The following is an 18,077-nucleotide window of genomic DNA, read 5'->3' on the forward strand; positions in this document are numbered from 1 at the left end:
CAGTATTCCGGAAACTATGTACGGCTATTAAGGTCTGACAGTCAGTTGTATTTTCAAGTGCTAGAATTTTTCAGGTATACCCTTTTTTCTCCTCGGTTTTTGGAGTTGTCCCATGTCTTCCCTTCGTCTTATGTCCTTCGCGGTTCTTTTCGCAGCTGCTACCTCAGCCTCCGCCACCAGCTTGGTCGCCACCACCGACGCTATCGGCCGTGCTCTGGTTGGTACCGGTAATGTCACCAGCGACATTTCTTCCTCCTGGCGTGATGACAAGGTTGTGCTGGCTGCCCGTGATGATGCGGCGAGCTTTGTGGCCAGTGAAGGTCAGGTGCGTGGTGCTCACCTTGAGGCTGCTCTGCAGCACATCCGCCAAGTTGCTCCGCAACTTCAAGCCAGCGATGCTCAGCTGGCTCAGGCTATCCTGACCCTGTGACTCCAGCCGTTTGAGCTGTGGTCATCGGGTGATGCCGTGACGTTGTAACGGCTGGCGTGTCCAGCCGTTGTCCTGTTTCTAAGCCAATCCCTCGACTAGCCGCGGAGTGTGTATGCGCAGCTTGATTTCAGCCCTAACCTTGTCCCTTCTGTGCTTGGGCGCTGCCAGTGTGCAGGCGCAGACGTTGGTGGCAACCAGTAATATTATTATTCGGGCGTTGGACCGTAGCCTGGATTTCACGTCGGACACCACGACTTCCGTGCGTGACATGAAGGTGATCCGTGCAGCCCGTGAAGACGCAGCCAGCTTTGTCGCCAGCAATGGTGAGATTCGTGGTGCACAGTTGGAGGCTGCGCTGGTGACACTGCGTGAGCGCCTGCCGGAAGCCCGCATTGCGGATGATCAGGCACTGGCAGAGGCCATTCTTGCATTGTGATCCCCTCGCCTTTTCGCTGGCTGGCGCTGATTGCCCTGCTGGCCAGCGCTGGCGCCCAGGCCAGTCTCCAGCTCAGCCTTGATGAGACTGGTCTAACCTCTGAACAACGCGATTACAGCCTGCAATTGCTTGAGCAGGCGCAAGCTGCCCTGCCTCCGAGTTTTGTGGAGCGCCTGGACCGTAAAGTCAGCGTCATTTGGTCGGATGAATTGCCTGCCGATGCCTACGGCCGTCTGAACTCGCTGCATTCGTTGTTGCTTAACGCCCGCTTGCTGCCGCAGCTGCTTGATCCGCGACAGGCGGATGCGGATAACGGACGCACCCACGGCACCTTGCGCCGGGAAGTGCTGGCCACCGTGTTGCACGAACTGACTCACCTGTACGACCGTTCCCGCCTGTGGCCGGTTCAAGAGCGTGCGCTGCTGATGCGCTGCAAACGGCAGTTGGCGACCACAGGGCCGGTCGGTCTGGCAGATGATTGCCGTGGACAGGAGGCCCGGCGTTTTACCCTCAGTGACGACCCGCGTTTTCTCGATCTGGCGGGTTGGCAGCAGTACGTGGGGCGACGAGGTGAGCGGGAGCAGAACAATGATCAGGATGCGCGCAGCCCCGATCTGTACGAGCTGACTAACCCCCGGGAATACCTGGCGGTGAATATGGAGTATTTCCTCCTAGATCCCTCCTACGCCTGCCGCCGCCCGAGCATGCAGCGTTACCTGAGTAAACATTTTGCTTGGACGCCACCGGCCCAGAGTGGTTGCGCCGACGGTCTAGCCTATATGAATGCCGGGCGGGATTTCGCCCGTGAGCCGCTGGGCAAGCTCGACCCAGAACGGGTTTATGAGGTGGATTACCTGCTGGCCGAGGGCAACGACCAGTGGGCCAGCCGCTGGGGGCACAGCATGTTGCGGCTAGTGGTGTGCGCGCCAGGAAGGCCGCGCGGGCCAGATTGCCGCCTGGATCTGGAACACCATCTGGTGCTGTCTTACCGGGCGTTTGTAGGGGATGTGCAGCTGTCCAGCTGGGACGGTCTGACTGGCGCCTACCCTTCCCGCCTGTTCGTGCTACCGCTGGATCAGGTGATTGAGGAGTACACCAAGATTGAACTGCGTGGTCTGGCGTCGGTTCCGTTAAAGCTGAGCCGCAGCGAAACCGAACAGATGGTCGAGCGGGCCATGGAACTGCACTGGAGTTACGACGGCGATTACTGGTTCCTCTCCAACAATTGCGCAGTCGAGAACCTCAAATTGCTGCGTGGTGGAGTCGAGCGCCCCGAATTGCAGACGCTGGACAGTATCCTGCCCAACGGCCTGCTGGAAGTGCTGGCCGGACGCGGACTGGCGGATATGAGTGTGCTGGATGATCCGCGTAAGGCGCTGCGTCTGGGCTATCGCTTCGACTCGTTCCGCGATCGCTATCAGGCCATGTTCAGCATCTTGCGCGAGCGCATGGCCGTGCCGCAGGAGAAGGTCGAGGATTGGCTCAATCTGCCCGCAAAAGAGCGCCAGCGCTGGTTTGCTCAGGCTGACTTGCGTAGCGGCGCAGCACTGCTACTGCTGGAGCAAGCGGCTTTGCGCCGACAGCTGTTGCTGGCTCAGGAAGACCTCAAGCAGCGCTATCTGAACGCCCGTGAACGCAGTGGCAGTGGTTTTGAACTGGCGGATGACAAGCTGCGGCAGATTCTCGATCAGAGCGGCTTTCTTAGCCGCCCGGCTGAGCTGCTGGAGTCAGGCTATGGCTTACCGCAGGCATCCGAATGGCAGCGTTTGCAGGAGCAGAGCAGCGAGCGGCAGCAGCGCCTGCGGCGCCTGAGTGACGAGCTGGATCATGACGTGCGAAGCTTGTTGGCTGAGCAGCAGCGGGATGAAATTAACGCGGTGGAAGCCAACCTCAAGCAGCTCGGCGATCACCTGCGTGGGCTGCACAAGGCTGCTGGCGGGTTACAGCTACCCGAGTAAGCGAGTAACTAAAGCCTCGCAGGGAGGCTCTAGGCTTTACCCATCAAGGCTTACAGTGCGCCGGTGGCAGCACGTCTTTCGCGGCCTGTGTGGTCATCATCTGCAAATCGGCGGCGTTGCGGGCGGTGAAAACTTGGCCGCCAGTGGCTGCTGCCAAGCAGTTACCGGCGCCGGTGCCGAGAATATCCACCACGTTGATCTTCAGGTGAGGCTTGCTGCGCGCCAGCGACTGCGCCACGGCACAAGGGTCTTGATGGCAGCTTTCGCCACCGTCCGACACCACCAGCATCACTGATTCACGGTTGACGCCATCGAGCATCTGTCCTGCTTTGGCGATGCCGTCAGCCAGCGGTGTACCTTGGACTGGGCGGATGCTGTTGATGCGTGAGAGCAGGCTGCCGCGCTGACTAGGGCTGAAGAAGCCAGCGCTGCGGGCGCCGGGGCAGTCTTCTACCAACACCAAGCCAGCATTCACGTCACTGGGCAGGCGTTGCACCACCGCAGTGGTGGCTTCACGCGCGGTGGTGATGCGCTTGGGTTCGCGGAAGATGCGTTGCATGGTGTTGGGTGCGTTGGTGCCCAGCAGCAACTGGGTGGCAATGTTGGCCACGCCTTGCATCATCGACGCTTGTTCAATCTCCTTCTGTGTGGCGAGCATGCTGATGTCCATGGAGCCTGAGGCATCGAAGACGATGACCATTTCCGGCGCCAGTTCTTTCGGGCGTTCATCCGGGCAGAGGTTTTTCGCCTGCTCGATCATCTGCGCTTTGCAGTTTTTCATCAGGTTGTCTTCAACCTGTTTGCGCAACGCCGGGTTGCTTTTGAGCAGCGGCTCATTCTTCTGCAGGTCCTGCAGGCCTTTGCAGTTGCTGGCCATGCCGTCGATGCGCTTCTTCAGAATTTCTGCCGGGTCGGGCTTGGGCTCTGGTTTGGGCTCAGGCTTCGGTTCCAGCTTGGGTTCGGGCTTCGGCTCAGGTTTTGGCGGCTCGACCACGGGTTCGGGTTCAACAACGGGCTCTTCCACCTTGGGTTCTTCAACCACGGGTTCGGGCTCAGGTTCCGGTTCGGCTTTAGGTTCTTCCGGTTTGACCGGTTCTTCGGCAACAGGCGGTGTTGCGGGCACTTCAGGCTCGGGCTTGTCGCGGCAGAACAGCCACCACAACAGGGCCGCGAGCAAGGCCAGCAGCAGTAAAGCCAGCAGCAGCCATGGCCACCAGCGGCGTTTACGCGTCGGTTGCTCGCCGGTTTCAATCAGTGGCGCAGTACCGGCCGCCGCGGCGGCTGCGGCAGTTGCCGATACCGGCGGGATTGGCGGTTGGCCGCCGCCCCAGAAAGTCACCAGTGGCTGGCCGTTGAGTGAGTAAACGGTGGAGGTGTCCGGGTAGCTGGCAGCCTGGCGCAGTAATGCTGCCTGACGGGCCCCGTCGCCGTCTTGTGCGTCCAGTTGTTTGGCCAGCGCTTCGATGGAATTCAGGCGTTCGTCGAGCAGGTGACGGACTTGCTGTTGTTCCGCCTCGCTCAACTGATCGAACGGCACCGACTGGCCGCCCAGATCGGAGTACCACTCAACGATATTGCCGTCAGCCTGCTTGGGTTTGGCAAACAGCGCCGCTGTGCTTGGGGGCAAGTGGCGGCGCAGAATCTGCGTCAGCTCGCTATGGCCATTCAGCGCCTCTTCAGCGCTGCGGGTTTCGGTGGACAGGCGAGAGATGCGTTGCATGGTATGGGCTTATCCGTAGCAGGTGTGGGGCGCCCGCCAGCTCAGGCTGGCGGGGTGAGGCTTAACGCAGACCGAGGTCGCTTTCCAGGCTGGACACTTTGCTGCGCAGCTGTTGCAACTTGTGCTGTTTCTCCAGCACTGCGGGGCTGTCCTGCAGGTTCATGTTGGCCATGTCTTTCTCAATAGCTGCGATCTCGCTTTCGATACGCTGGTTCCCTTTGGCCTTGTTTTTCAACTCAGCCAGCAGGGCATTGAGGGACTTGTTCAGCGCGGCGTATTGTTGCTGCTGGCTTTGCAGATCGCCTTTGACAGCGGTCTTTTCCTGCTCGATGGAGGCGTACACCTCACGGAACAGCTGGTTGGTCTTCTGCTCGTCGAGAAGGATTTTTTCCTTGTCGTCGACGCGTTGGGCGTAGACACCCTGGGTGTTGCAGCCGAACTTGGTGGCAAAGCCTGCATCAGCGTTGCGCGGGTCGCACTGTTCAGCGGTGACGGCGCAACCGGCCAGCGCGGTGGCTGCACTGAGCAGAACAAGGGAGCGAATCAGCATGACAGTATTCCTTAGCCCAGTTGGATGGAGGAGCGTTGCTGATAGAGCTGGTCGATTTCCGACTCCAGCTGAGCAACCTGCTTCTGCATCTTGTTGATTTCAGCATCCAGCGTATCGGTGCGCGCGCCACTGTTGCGCTCGGCTTCAGCGACCTTCATCCACTCTTGCTGCTTGGAGCGCACGTCGGCCAGGGTTTTCTTCAGGTAGTTTGTGTTGGCATCAATGGCCGCAATTTGCTGCTGAGCCTGGGTGCGTTGCACCTTGTTGCTGGCGATGTCTTTCTTGATCTGCTCAATTTTGCGTTTATCGTCGGCGATCACGCTGCGTGCAGTATCGCTGAGCGCTTGCAGCTCCTGGTTATCTTTGCGCACGTCGGCAATGGTGGCGTCCAAGCGGTCTTCTGCATTGGCGTACTTGCTGCGCTGGTTGTCCAGATAGTAGTTAGCGCCCATGCCTACGCCGCAACCGGCCAGGCCAGCAGCGATCATGCAGGCGTTTTTGTCGCTGGGGTTGCCCAGCTGGCAGGCCAGAATGCCGACCAAGGCACCACCGGCACAGGCCTGGAAGCCCGACTTACTGAAGAACTGCGCAGAGCTGCTGTTGGCCAGCCGTGGGTCTGCCGGTGCCGTGGTGCTGCTGCCGGTGGTCTGACAGCCGGCCAAGGCCAGCAACAAGCCGAGTGTGGCCAGCTTTTTGGATGATTTCAGCAACGTTACAGCGTTCATTGCACGGTCCTTAATCAGAGAGATTTGCATGAGTCCAGCCACTGGCTGCGGGCTACTTTGCCGTTCTTCATGTAGGCAGAGAGATTTTTCCAGTGATTGTCCAGATAGTCACGCAGGTTGCTTTTGCTGCGCGCAGCCATTTGCTGGGCGACGACATCTACCTGCGGTTCGATGGTCGCAGCGGTGTAGTTGAGGCCCGCGCTGACCACGGTATCGGCGTAGTAGTTGAGCATGAAGTCCAGCACTTTGCGGTGCCCTTCCAGTTGTTCTTTACGAGCCTCACAGCGGGCCGCTGGTTCTTCGCTGTTGGCACCACAGCTGCGTTCAAAGTTGCCTTCGAGGGTATCGAGGAACAGACCGTCGTCCTTCAGTTTAGTGCAGAGGAAGGCGCCCAGTTGCAGCTCCGAGCGAATCGCCTGATCGCGCTGCTCGTCCCGGGCCTGAGTGTTAGCACGCAGGTCGTTGCGCAGTTTTTCCAGCTGCTTCTTCAGCTCGTCATCCTGTACGCCGCTGGCGATGTTGCTGATTTCGGCGACCGGGTCGGCGCTGCCGGGCTTGCTGTCGGTGACTTTGCTGGCGGCCGGTGTGCCGAGCTTCTTCCAGTCCTGTTCGACTTCTTTGATGCGGTCGCGTGAGGTCAGCACCGGCGCCACCATGGCCAGACGCACGCCAGTGGTTTTCAGCTTGTTTTGCTCGCCCGCGCTGGCGTAATACGGCTGCTCCTGGCGCAGCGCGGTACGCAGTTCAGCCTGTGGGGTCAGGTAGTTGCCGCCACGGACGATATAGCCACCGGCTTGACCGTGCTGGCGGTCCAGCTTGTTCAGACGGAACGGCTCGAAGAGCATCTCATCGACGTTACCCAGAATGTCGTAAAGCCCCAGCGGGTTGGGCTTAAGCAGGCCGGTCAGCTGTAGCTTGCCGTTGGCCGACTGGGAACCGGCAAACCAGGCGTAAGCGCCGAGGCCGCCATCCGGCGTGGGGAAGCGAATGTCACGGAACTCAGCCTGGGAAACCGCCATACCGCCACGGGCTGCGAACTCCCACTCAGCCTCGGTGGGCAGGCGCAGGAAGCCCGCTGCGCCGTCTTCTTTCGGCAGTTTGTCAGCGGCGTTCTTGCGCAGCCACAGGCTGTACTTGTCGGCAAATGCGGTGGCGTCGAACCAGCTGATGCCCACTTGCGGCAAGCGCATTTTGGCTGAGGGTGACGGGCAGCTGTCGTTCATGACGGCCTGATACTGCAACTCGCTCAACTCGTACTTGGCCAACAGGTAATAGCGGCCCGGTTCAGGTTTTTTCACCGTAAAGCTACCGGCGATGTAGCTCGGTCGGGCTTGCTCGATGTAGCCCCACTCGTCGCTGTCCTGACCGAGGGTGACGCCATAGTCGTCCAGCGGTTTAGCAACCGGTACCTGTACTTTGCGCAGGGTCATAAAACCATCGCAGGGCATCGGCAGGATGACGTCACCCTCGGCCGGTTTCGGGTTGTAATACTTCTCATCCCATGCCGCCTGTGCGCTCATGCTGCTCAGGGCCAGCAGTGCGCTGCCCAGCAAGGTGCAGGCGCGCAGGGTGGAGCCTGCGTCAGAGGTCACGCAGGCTTTCAGCCGGTTGAATATGAATTGCACGAAAGCCTCCTACAGCTGCCACCACAATGGCGAGCAGCAATGCGCTGGCGAAGGCCAGCAGAATATGAATAGTTTCCAGTTTGCAGACAAAACCGTCGCCCGCCAGGTTGCTGCCCAGAGCATGGTTAAACACGCTGCTGCCGATCAGGTAGGCGCCGAACCCCAGGGCGAATGCCAGGCAGGTGAGCAGCGCGGCTTGAATCATGATGTACAGCCCCGCGGCGGAACGCTGAAAGCCGAGCAGGCGCAGCAGGGCGAGGTCTTTGCGCTTGCGGTCGATGTTGGCGAGAAACGCGCCCACCAGCGAGGCCACGCAGCCGACCACGGCGGTCCAGGCGATGACGGCGAAGATCAGGCCGAGCACATGGCTGATGGCTTTGACCGATTCAATCTCAGCCGCGCGGGTGCTGCTTTCTATGCGCTCGCCATCCAGCCATTTGGCGATTGGGGCTACATCGTCCAGCCCTTGCGCATAGATGCGCGCACGGGCGAAGCGCTCGCGTACCGGCGCAGGCTTGCCGCTGTCGAAGCCGAACTGTGGCTCGGCGTAGCCGTCGCGGAAGTTTTCCATGGCCACCAGCAAGTCCAGATGAACCAGCACCGCCGGTCGGGTGAACAGGCTGTGTTCCAGCACGCCGCCGACGGTGACGCTGTAGTTGCCGCGCTCGTTGTTGCCGTCCAGCTTGCGCAAAACCAGCAGGCGCAGCTGATCGCCCACTTTGACGCCGAGCTTGTCCGCCGCGCTGGCGCTGAGCAGCACTTGATCCTGCGCTGCGGGAGCAGGCAGCGCGCCGATCAGCGGGTCGCCGCTGGCGCTTGGGATCACCTCGGCGTTGGCGACAAAGTGTTGGTTGTCACGTATCAGGTCGGCGGTGGTGTTCAGTGAGCGGGTCAGCGGCACGACAAAACCGACGCCGGGTTGGGCGCGCAGTTGCTCGAACCACTGGCTGTCGAGGTTGTAATTGCCGAGCATGCGTACTTCCAGATTGCGCGGGTCGCTCAGTAGTTCGTTGTTCAGTTGTGAGACCACGCCGTATTTAAGGCCGAACAGCAGCAACAGCGGCGCGATCACCGCCACCAGCGAGGCGACGATGCACAGCGAGACCTTGCGGTCGTGCCACAGGTCGCGGGCGGCCAGTTCGACCAGCAGGGCGAGGCCGGGACGTTTATCAGCCTTTGTCATGGAACACCGTGCCTTTGCCGTTTTGCAGGGTGCCGACGATATTGCGGATGCCGCAGTCGTGGACCAGATCCCAGTCGTGGGTCACCAGCAGCGCCGCAATCTGGAAGCGTTGGACGATCTCGATAATAAGCTCGAATAGGTTGCGCGCCTGATGCGGATCGAGCGCCGCCGTTGGCTCATCCGCCAGCAGCAAATCCGGCTCATGGGCGATGGCGCGGACGAACGACGCGCGCTGGCGTTCACCGATGGACAGTTGCGCCGGGCGCTTGTCCAGCAACGCTTGCAGGCGCAGGCGGCCAATGGCCTCTTCTACCAGTTCGCTTTTGTTCGGCAGACCGAGCATGCGCCGTGGCAGTTCGATGTTTTGCCGCACGCTTAAAAACGGCAGCAAACCACCGGTCTGCAACACAAAGCCGAGGCGCTGAGCACGGATGTCAGCCAACCGCGCCTGTTCATCGGCCTGCACCAATGCAGCGACGTCCAGGGCGTTGCTGTCGCCCAACTGGAAACGGCCCAGCTCTTCCGGACGCAGGATCAGGCCGATCATCTCCAGCAGGGTGCTTTTACCGCAGCCGCTGGCGCCGGTGATGGCCGCCACTTCGCCGCGCCCGAGACTCAGGCGCGGCAGGCTGATGCGGTAGTCGGCACCGCGGCGGATGCCCATGTTCTCGATCTGCAACATGGCTTACGGCAATGCCTCCAGCGGGACCGGATAAACGTGGTCGCGCGGGTCGCTGCCCTGCGCCAGGGACACCCAGCGGTCAGCATCGGCGTTGTAGCGCTGGTAGTACTTGAGCTTGGTGTTGAGGCGACGGATGAATTTCTCCTGCTCCAGGCCTTCCATGCCCTTCCAGGTTTCTTCATCCAAGCTCAGCACCTCACTGAGGTACGGCAGGCCATCGAGGTACTCGGCCATCAGGCCCATGTCAGCGACCTTGATGTTCTTGTCCTTGAGCTGGTTCGGGTCTTTGCCCATGGTCGCAGCCACTGAGCGCAGGCGCTCGAACATATCGGTCGGCGAGATCAGGCCTTCGTTGGCGGCGTCGGCAATCTGCTTCACCACGTCACTCAGGTCACTGAGCTGGCTCTTAGTCATCAGCACGCGCACATCGGTGGTCGGCACGTTCTGCTGCACAAAGTCACGGTCGCTGATCCACGCCTTGAACACCGGTGGTGCGCTGGCCCCAGTCTTCTCGCCCAGATACGCCAGGCGCATGGCATGGCCCAGCAGGGCGGCGTCTTCGGCAATGGCTTTGTCGGTTTCGCTGGCGCCTTTCTTCGCGTATTCGGCGTCGGCACCCAGCGCACTGCCCGCAGCCAGATCGCCACGGTAAGCGGCTTTCACCTGAGCGGTGATGGCGTCGCCTAGGCTGTCGACCATCTTGCCGAAGCTGTCGACGTTGCCCGCATCCACCGGGTAGTACAGCGGCTTGTTGAGGAAGGCGTTGGTGGACAGGTTGGTGTACTGCGCCTCCGCCGAGGCGTGGTTCTTCGCTCCGCTCGGGGTTTTCAGGTGCAGGCTGTAGATGGCCACGCCGCGATACTGCGCTTCCAAGCGAACTTGCTCGGCATTCAGACCGGTGCTGGAGAGTTTGTTGTCGCCATCAATGGCACCGGCGTCGGTGACAAGCACAATGTAGCGGGCACCAAACTCGTTCCACTTCACCTCATCCAGCGCCTGCATGATCCCGGCGTACGGGTCTTCATCAAAGCTGCTGCTGGAAACCGTGGCTTCCTTAAGCTCGGACACTTTGGCGAGGAAGTCCTTACCGTCTTTCACGGTGCTCGGGTCAACGAACATTTTGCTGGTGTATTCCAGCTTCGGCACGGCTTTGGTGTTGGAGCGGAAGGCCACCAGACCGAATTTGACCTGATTGAGCAGTTTCTCTTTTTCGACCTGAGCGTAGATGCGCTGCACCGCTTCACGGGTACGGTCGATGTACGGGCCCATGGATATGGTCGAGTCGATCACGAACACCACCGCGGCGCTGAAGCCTTTGAGGGTGTTGGCTTCTGCGGCCTTGTCAGTTTTCGCTTTGTCGTCGGACTTGGCGCTGACCGAGGCGACATTCAGCAGGCGTACCTGAAAACCCTTCTCGGTGAAGGTTTCTTCGGCGTCCAGCACTGGCAGCAGATAGAAGTTTTTCGACAGGTCCACCGCGTAATCCGGTTCACGGGCGACTACGGCCGGGTCACGGCCTTTGTCTTTCATGTTCTTCTGGATCGGTGCCAGCAGTGGTGCCGGGTCTTCCTTGCCGAACAATTCTTCCAGCTTGGCCTTGTCCTTGAAGAACAGCAGTGGCTCACGGCCTGCCGGGTTGGTCAGGGCCAGGGTCATCTGCATCTTCCAGTCCACCGCGCAGTCGCCCTTGATCCAGCCGACGGTCTTGCCGTAGCTGTCCGGGCCGACTTTCAGCCATTCGGCGTTGCCAGCAGTTTCCCGCTGGTACACGTAAAAACGGGTGAAGGCCGGCTGTGCCTTGCCGCCGCTGCCGCCTGCGCTGTCAGTCAGTTGGCAGGTCGGGGTGGTCAGCACGCGCTGGTAGAGGGTCTTTTTGCCTTCTTGCAGCAGCGGTTTTTCATCCGCCAGCGCCGGGGCGGCCAGGCTGCCCAGCAGCAGGCTGGTCATTACTGTCAAAGCGAAGGGACGTGCACTCATTTGCTCAGCGCCTCCATACGTTGTTTGGCTTCCTGATTGGACGGATCGTTGTTCACGGCGATCTCGTACCAGTAGGCCGCTGTTTCGGCATCAGCAGCTTCGACACAGCCACCGCTCTTGAAGTGTTCCGGGTCGTATTCGCGGGCATAGGCAAAGGCTACGGCAGCATCTCCAGCCTGGGCTTTGTGCGCATAAATGCGCTGCACCACGCCACAGCGTTTGGCTTCTTTGGCGGCATTGATGGCGGCCAGTACCTGCTCGCTGGACGGGTTGGACTTCAGGCAGCTCTGGATAAACACCAGATCGTCTTTGTCCTGCCCCAGAGCGCCAACACTGCACGGTGCAGTGTCGGCTGCGCTGGTGCTGGCTTCGCTGGTGGCGGCCGGAGCCGTCGTACCCGGAGTACGCAGGAAGAACCACCAGGCAGCGGCAGCCAGTGCGGCGAGCACAAGCAGGATGGCAATGATCAGCCCCAGCTTGCTGCCTTTTTTCTCCGGCACAGGCGTCGGCTGTGGGCGCGGTTCGGCAGCGATTGGCTCAGGCTCCGGTTCCGGATCAAGGGTCAGCACAGGCTCCGGTTCTGGTTCAGGCAGTGGCGTCGGCTCTGGCTCTGGCTCGGGTGGCGGTGGTGTAACCGCTGGTGCCGGGCGCTCGGCGCGCTTTTCGCCACTTTGGGAGCTGCCCGCCGCTTGCGAGGAGAGAATGGTGCCGACAATGCGCACCACGCCTTTATCGCTGCCGTCCGGGTTGCGCAGTTGCAGCATGTAGGCGTTTTGCGGGTTGGCCATCAGCGGGTCGATCAGCCATGGGCCAACTTCGCCACTGAGGACCTCTTCGTTCAGGCTCATGCCGTCCAGTGCGTGCCACACCGGGTTGCTGTCCCAGCTGCCACCAGCTGCCAGATAGTGGCCGTCTTGGTTACGCTGAATGGTCAGCTCCAGGCCTTCGTTTTCCTGTGCCCAGCCGTGCAGGGTCAGTTCGCCGTAGCCGGGTTGGCCGCTTTGGGCGGCCTTGAGTTCAATTCTCAGCATGGGTTATTCCGCTCACTTCGCGTGCAGGGTGTCGAGCACCTTGCCCAGCGCTTCGTTCTGTTCCGGGGTGATTTCGCGGCCAGCGCTGTGGCCTGCGTTGTCTTCCGCCACTTTGCTCAGGGCCACCAGCCAGTCGCCGACATAGTTGCGGCTGTGCTCCAGCGGCTGCGGCGCGAGCACCGGCAGCTTGCCGTGTTCAATGGCAGGTGGCGCCTCAAATAGCTTCTTGCCCGCTTCAATACGGCTGTTGGGACGCAGTTCCAACGGCATGTCGATAAAGCCCAGCCAGCCAATAAAGTCGCCCAGCACGGTCTTGGCGGTGAGCACCTGGCGACCGGCCAGTTGCTCGCGCTTTGTGCCGATTTGTTCGGTGCTGACGATGGCTTTGAGCAGGCGATCTTGCAGGTTGAGGCGGTTGGCGGCAGTCACCAGTTCATCCACCAGTGCTTCTACTGCAGGCTTGTTAAAGCCGAGGAAGGTCAGCAGGCGACCGTCTTCCGGCAGATGACGCAGGTGGCTGATCCACTCGCGCAGTACGGCCTGAGCGAAGCGCGCATCGCTGCCGGTGGTGCGCGGTGTGTCGGCAGCCGGTTTGGCCGGTGCGTCGCCGAACAGGCTGAAGCCGTCGTCGCTGGCGAAGTCGTCACCCAGGTTTAAGGCGCCTCCGAAATCGGCGGGCGCGCTGGAGCTGATATTGCTCACCGGCGGCGCTTCATCTTCACCGACATTCAGGTAGAGGCCGCGCAGCAAGTCATCCGGCACCTGCATTTTTTGCAGCAGTTCGCCCAACAGCACACGGCGCGGCCAGATGCTTTCGAAGATTTGCTGGGCGATTTTGCGCTTCTTCTCCAGCTCGCCTGCGCCTTCGGATTGGAACCAGTGACCGAGACGGCTATCCAGCAGGTGCAGGATTTCGTCCAGTTGCTCTTTAATCCGTCCCAGTTTCACTTCGCGCAGGGCTACGCCGCGCAGGTACTGGCTGATGGCACTCATGCCGCCGTCGTTCAGGGCCAGCATGGCATCCCAGGCTTGTTCTGGATTGCGAATGTGGCGCTGGACGGTTTCGTCCTCGCTGAAGGTGCTGCGCATCAGCGCCAGTGAATCGGTTGCCGACGGATTGAGGCCAGTTTCGTTGCCGTCTTGCACGTCGAGGAAGGTCACCTTCATGCGCGGCTTACGCACCAGGAAGGTGTTATTGAACGGCTGCCCGGCTGTCCACTCCTGCAACCAGGTGTACTGGCCGAAGCGTTCAAGCATGGTCATTTTCATCATGCCGCCGCTGCCCCAGCCCAGACGCAGCAGGTCTTCACCTTTGTCCAGATCGCTGCTGATACGCATGTCGAACATGGTGATGGCCCACAGCAGGCCCGGCTTGCGCAGGGCGCGCTCTTCCGGTTTGGCCCCTTGGGTTTTCTCGATCCAGCGGGTCAGGACCGGGCCGACAGCCGTGACGTCCGACTGTTTGTTGGACGGCGTGCAGACGATCAGCACGTTCATTTCTTGGCTGTCGGTGTAGCGCTCGAACAGATAAGCGACCTTGCCGCGCAGGATCAGCTGCGCCACCGGGCTGGCTTCATCGCTTTTCACCGCACGGCGCACGTCGTCCAGCGACTCCACGGACAGACGGCCGCGATAGCCGGGGAAGTCGAGCAGATCGACCTGCTCAAACAGCGGGTCGCTGGTGGGCTCAACCAGCGGGAAGACCATTTCCGCCGTCAGTGCCGCCAGCTGCGCCAGGGTCAGTTCCACCGGGGCCTGCAACTCACCCTGTTTCGATGGACGCACGCTGATCGGCAGGTCGCTGCTGCGGCCGAGGCGCTCAAGCATGTCCACGTTCATGATGCTGTCGGCCTGCGACAGACCTTTATCGGTCTGGCGCACCAGAGCGTCCAGCGGCGCGAATACGCGGTCGGCGTTGCCCAGCTTATTCAGGGTTTTGGCGAAGCTCAGGTAGGCCTCGCTGAGTTCCTTGATCTCGCCCCAGAAGATCGAGAACAGCGTGGTGCGGTCTTCAAGGCTCAGCCACGGCGCAAGCTCCACAGCCGCCGGCCAGTAGTAGCCGCTGAGGCCAAAAATGGAGGCCGGGAAGTTGTCTTGCAGGTAATCCCACAGAGCCACCACGTCATCTTCGGTCACGCCCGGCACCGGGTTGTGCTGGCGGCGTTTGCCCAGCTCTTTGAGCTGTTGGCGGATGGCGTTTTCGTCGAGGCGGTAGAGCACCTTTTCGGTGTTGAAGTCGTTGAAGAAGGAGTTGGCCAGCACCTTGGCCACTTCCACTTCACCGAACAGCTTCAGCTCTAGCGGATAATCCGCAGGGCCCGCCTTGGCGGTACGGCTGAAGCGGGTCACCAGACCGGTTGCTTCCTTGCCGCCACCCGGCGGGTTAACGTGGGTGAGGAAGTCCAGACGTTGCCCGGCGAAGTCGGTTTCCAGCTTGCCGTTGGCACCTGCCGCCAGTGTCGAAATCAGGTAGGACTTGCCCGCCTGGGACAGGCCGAAGAAGCCCACGGTCATCGGCAGGTTAGAGACGCCACCCAGGCGCTGCGCGGTGTTGCGCACCCGGCGCAGGCTGAGGATCAGGTCGTCTGCTTCGTTATCCAGACGCGGCGCAGTGCGGCGCACGTCGTTGATCCAGCGAATCGCTTCGCCGGAACCGGAGTGGATGGCAGACCAGTGTTGGGTCAGTTGCTCAGGCGAGTTACTCATTTACGAAACACGCTCCCGCTGTCGAGCCAATAGTGCGACTCACCCAGGCCCGCATCGGACAGGGTGTTGAGTCGAAGACGAATGTGCGAACGGCTGACGGAGCCGTTGTCCGACTCGGCGCCGAGGAACTCAAAGCTCTCGCTGCCTTCTGCCGGGTTGCGCGACGGTTTGATGCCCAGCCGTACTTTCAGCACCAGACCTTGCGAGGCCACTTGCTCGCGCAGTTTCTGGTTTTCGATGCTGAGGATGTACAGCGGCGCCGCCGACCAGCGCTCATCGCTCAGCTGGCGGAAGCCCAGGCGCATGGTGCCGCGCATTTCAAAGGTTTGATCAGGCAGCTCGTAGTTCGGGTCATCCAGGTCGATGTCGCGGAAGTAGACGTTGCCGTCCTTGATCACGTTGTTGTTGTCCAGCAGGCCCAAGTGCTTCAGGGTCGAATACGGCTTGAACGCCGCCGAGCGGAAGAAGAAGTTAGGCAGGCGCAGGCTGCGGCTGAGCAGGCAGAGCATGGCGCCAACTGCGGCGGTGGTTTTCGGGTCTTCGATGCGGTCGAGCTTGTTGAACGGATACCAGCCGCCGGTTCGGTATTGGTTCAGCGGCAGGATGCGTCCCGGAGGCAGCGGCAGTAGTTTGCGGAACAGCGCCTGCACGCCCGGCAGGCGTGACGGGCGACCGGTCAGCAGGAGCACGTCGCACGGGTAGCTGTAGACCACTTCGCACAGGGCTTTGATGGTCTTGCTGATGTTCATCCGCTCGGTGATGAAGGCCTCGTGGATGCGGCGCAGGTATACGTTCAACTCCACATCCAGCAGGCTGAACGGCTTGCTGCCATTGCCCAGCTGGCGGCGCACGGCCCCGCCGACGTATTCCAGCACCGCATCGGTCGGTTGCTCGTCACCCAGCAGCTCACCGAAGGTGCCACTGACCAGTGTTCCGGCATCCAGCGGATCGTACTGCTCATAAGCCTTGAGCAGGCGCAGGCCAATCGGGCTGAACACTTGCAGGGTCAGTTGCTGGCGCAGGACGGCATCCTGCACGGTCAGCGGTTCGTTGCCGATCAGCTTGGACAGCATCGCATCCGGGTTATCCACACCGGCTTGCGTCAGGGCATTGCTCAGTGATGGCAACACAAACAGGCGGATTACATCCAGCAGGATGTCGTCACCGGCCACCTTGAAGCCGTCGCGGAAGCGCTGCGATGGTGTGATGTAGACGTTACTGCCGACGCCATCGTCCAGGCGGTATTCGGTGACCACCAGATCGGTGGTGCCGCCGCCGATGTCGATAGAGGCGATGGTCAGGCGGTCTTTATGCGGTTGATCCGGGCGCGCCATGGCGGCGAAGAACTCTTCCGGGCGGCCGGCAAAGTTGTTCTGGGTTTCGTTGAACAGGTACACGACCTGGCCGCAGGTGGCTTCGTCCCATTGCACGTGCACTTCCGGCAGGTAGGGCCAGGCGGTTTCGCGGCTTTTCGGGTCTTTGATGTTGATCGACTCGTCTTCCGGGTGCCAGCCGAGGCCTTTCCACACCAGACCGATGGCCTGCTCCATGCACTTGGCGAAAATCTCCCGCTCAGGCTTGGGCATGGATGGCGGCACGGTGAGGATGATCGAGCGCAGGTGACGCGGTACCCGCGAATGGCTCATGCGCAGGCGCTGGGACGGGCTGTTGATCTGCATCAGCGCTTGGGCCAGCACTTCGCAGAGCATGAAGGTCATCAGCGAGCTGCGTGAATAGTGCGGGTGGAACACCGGCATGCGCTCATCAAACGGCAGGCTGTACAGCGCCTGGCCTTTTTCGTTGATCAGGCTGGCGACCGGCGCGGCGGTGGCGTGGGGTTCGCTGTCCGCTTTGACGTAGGCGCAGTTGAAGCGCCAACCCGGCTCGTAGTTGTCCTCATCCCATAGGTAGCGTTTGGGGCTGGACAGACCGGTGGAGCCTTCGGTGCCACGGCGGCGGCTGGCCAGACGACCAGCTTCGCGGCCGACACGGGCGATAGTCGGCCACTGGAAGGCTTCGCGGCGGCCACTCTGCACGGAGAAGTGATCTTTACCGAACACCGCTTGGGCGAATTCGATGCGGCTCTCGAACGGTTCCGGGTAGACGTGCTCGGGCTGGGTCAGGTCGCGCAGCTCCAGCTCGTAGCGTTTGCTCAGGCCGTCGTTTTCTTGCGGGTGATCTTCGATCAGGATGCCGCAGGTGCGTGAGTTGCCGACGTCCAGCACCATGTCCACGGGGATGGCTTTGTGCAGGTCGCTGTCGCGGTTGGAGACGACTTTGATTTCCGGCACAGTCAGGGCCGTGCCCAGCACGTGCAGCAGGTTCAGGTAGTGAGCTTGGTGATACAGCTCAAGGCACTCGTTCTCGATGTCATCCAATTGCAGGCGCAGTGGTGGTAATTGCGCTTGCTCGGTGAACACTTCGCGCAGCCAGTCGTTGACCCAGTTCAGATCAAGGAACCAACCCATTTCGTTGGCCTGATGGGCCAGGGCGAAGGCGGCACCGGCGCGCACGTCATCGTTGGTCGGCGCCAGGTAGGCGGTGTCGCTGCGGCTTTGGAATACTTTGGTGTCGAAGGCCAGCGTTACGCGGTGGGTGTGGCCGTCCGGGTCTTGCCCCGGTTGCAGTTCAACCACGCGCACGCGGGCCCAGTTGGAGGGGCCATCATCGAAGCGGCGCGGCGGGCTGAAGCGGAAGAACGGCAGCGGCAGCCACAAGTCTTTAAGTAGGCGTACAGATTGATCCACCGCCACACTGTAGGCCGGGCTCACTGCCTGGCCGGGCGCTGCCGGATGATAGAACTGCTCGCTGCGATCGTCGTACATCAGGCGTGCCAGAGGGCCATCCTGGCGCTGGCGGACAAACTCCCCAGGCAATTCACGGCGCAGATCGAGGGTAACGGCAAAGTCCATAAACTGGACGCCGCTGCCCATGATCAGCGTGATCTTCTCTTCGTAATCCGTTTTCTCTGGAAACATAGTGCTGTTCTTCCGCCCTTGTTCGTTGGCTGGCGGGCTGCTCAGGCAACCCGCCGGGACGTCCATTTATATGCGT

At 61.2% G+C, this 18,077-nt stretch carries 13 protein-coding genes; 3 read left to right on the forward strand and 10 right to left on the reverse strand.

Translation table 11 applies throughout. From position 1 onward, the window contains the following. Nucleotides 1-112 precede the first annotated feature (112 nt). The 3 genes from WG219_00895 (at nucleotide 113) to WG219_00905 (ending at nucleotide 2,824) form a co-directional block, all read left to right on the forward strand. Nucleotides 113-430: a DUF2388 domain-containing protein gene (locus tag WG219_00895; protein WXL26081.1), complete on the forward strand. Its 318-nt coding sequence runs from the start codon at nucleotides 113-115 to the stop codon at nucleotides 428-430. Nucleotides 431-542: 112 nt separating this feature from the next. Continuing rightward, nucleotides 543-866, forward strand: coding sequence for a DUF2388 domain-containing protein (locus WG219_00900; GenBank protein ID WXL26082.1), 324 nt, complete (start codon nucleotides 543-545; stop codon nucleotides 864-866). After that, nucleotides 863-2,824: a DUF4105 domain-containing protein gene (locus WG219_00905; protein WXL26083.1), complete on the forward strand. Its 1,962-nt coding sequence runs from the start codon at nucleotides 863-865 to the stop codon at nucleotides 2,822-2,824. Before WG219_00900 ends, WG219_00905 begins: the two co-directional genes overlap by 4 nt. 43 nt (nucleotides 2,825-2,867) lie before the next feature. Here WG219_00905 and WG219_00910 read toward each other — a convergent pair whose 3' ends face one another. The 10 genes from WG219_00910 to WG219_00955 form a co-directional block, all read right to left on the reverse strand. Further along, nucleotides 2,868-4,544: a VWA domain-containing protein gene (locus WG219_00910; protein ID WXL26084.1), complete on the reverse strand. Its 1,677-nt coding sequence runs from the start codon at nucleotides 4,542-4,544 to the stop codon at nucleotides 2,868-2,870. A 61-nt stretch (nucleotides 4,545-4,605) separates the two neighbouring features. Continuing rightward, a complete protein-coding gene (locus WG219_00915) occupies nucleotides 4,606-5,094 on the reverse strand; it encodes a hypothetical protein (protein ID WXL26085.1) in 489 nt (162 codons plus the stop codon). An 11-nt stretch (nucleotides 5,095-5,105) separates the two neighbouring features. Further along, entirely contained in the window at nucleotides 5,106-5,819 is a 714-nt protein-coding gene (locus WG219_00920; protein WXL26086.1) for a hypothetical protein, read from the reverse strand. Nucleotides 5,820-5,833: 14 nt separating this feature from the next. Continuing rightward, on the reverse strand, nucleotides 5,834-7,339 hold the full coding sequence (locus tag WG219_00925; GenBank protein WXL28078.1) for an SUMF1/EgtB/PvdO family nonheme iron enzyme: 1,506 nt from the start codon (nucleotides 7,337-7,339) through the stop codon (nucleotides 5,834-5,836). 61 nt (nucleotides 7,340-7,400) lie between these two features. Beyond that, nucleotides 7,401-8,627 (reverse strand): ABC transporter permease, encoded by a 1,227-nt coding sequence (locus tag WG219_00930; protein WXL26087.1) that lies wholly within the window; start codon nucleotides 8,625-8,627, stop codon nucleotides 7,401-7,403. Then, on the reverse strand, nucleotides 8,614-9,309 hold the full coding sequence (locus WG219_00935) for an ATP-binding cassette domain-containing protein (protein WXL26088.1): 696 nt from the start codon (nucleotides 9,307-9,309) through the stop codon (nucleotides 8,614-8,616). The genes WG219_00930 and WG219_00935 overlap by 14 nt, the downstream gene beginning before the upstream one ends. Before the next feature lie 3 nt (nucleotides 9,310-9,312). Continuing rightward, on the reverse strand, nucleotides 9,313-11,256 hold the full coding sequence (locus tag WG219_00940; protein ID WXL28079.1) for a vWA domain-containing protein: 1,944 nt from the start codon (nucleotides 11,254-11,256) through the stop codon (nucleotides 9,313-9,315). 26 nt (nucleotides 11,257-11,282) lie between these two features. Next, entirely contained in the window at nucleotides 11,283-12,317 is a 1,035-nt protein-coding gene (locus WG219_00945; protein WXL26089.1) for a hypothetical protein, read from the reverse strand. Between the two features lie 12 nt (nucleotides 12,318-12,329). Continuing rightward, the gene (locus WG219_00950) at nucleotides 12,330-15,023 is read right to left on the reverse strand and encodes a putative virulence factor (protein WXL26090.1); all 2,694 of its coding nucleotides are present in this window, start codon (nucleotides 15,021-15,023) and stop codon (nucleotides 12,330-12,332) included. After that, nucleotides 15,020-18,001: a virulence factor SrfB gene (locus WG219_00955; GenBank protein WXL26091.1), complete on the reverse strand. Its 2,982-nt coding sequence runs from the start codon at nucleotides 17,999-18,001 to the stop codon at nucleotides 15,020-15,022. The genes WG219_00950 and WG219_00955 overlap by 4 nt, the downstream gene beginning before the upstream one ends. Nucleotides 18,002-18,077 lie beyond the last annotated feature (76 nt).

This window comes from Pseudomonas mendocina (assembly GCA_037482215.1).
GTDB lineage: Bacteria > Pseudomonadota > Gammaproteobacteria > Pseudomonadales > Pseudomonadaceae > Aquipseudomonas > Aquipseudomonas mendocina_E.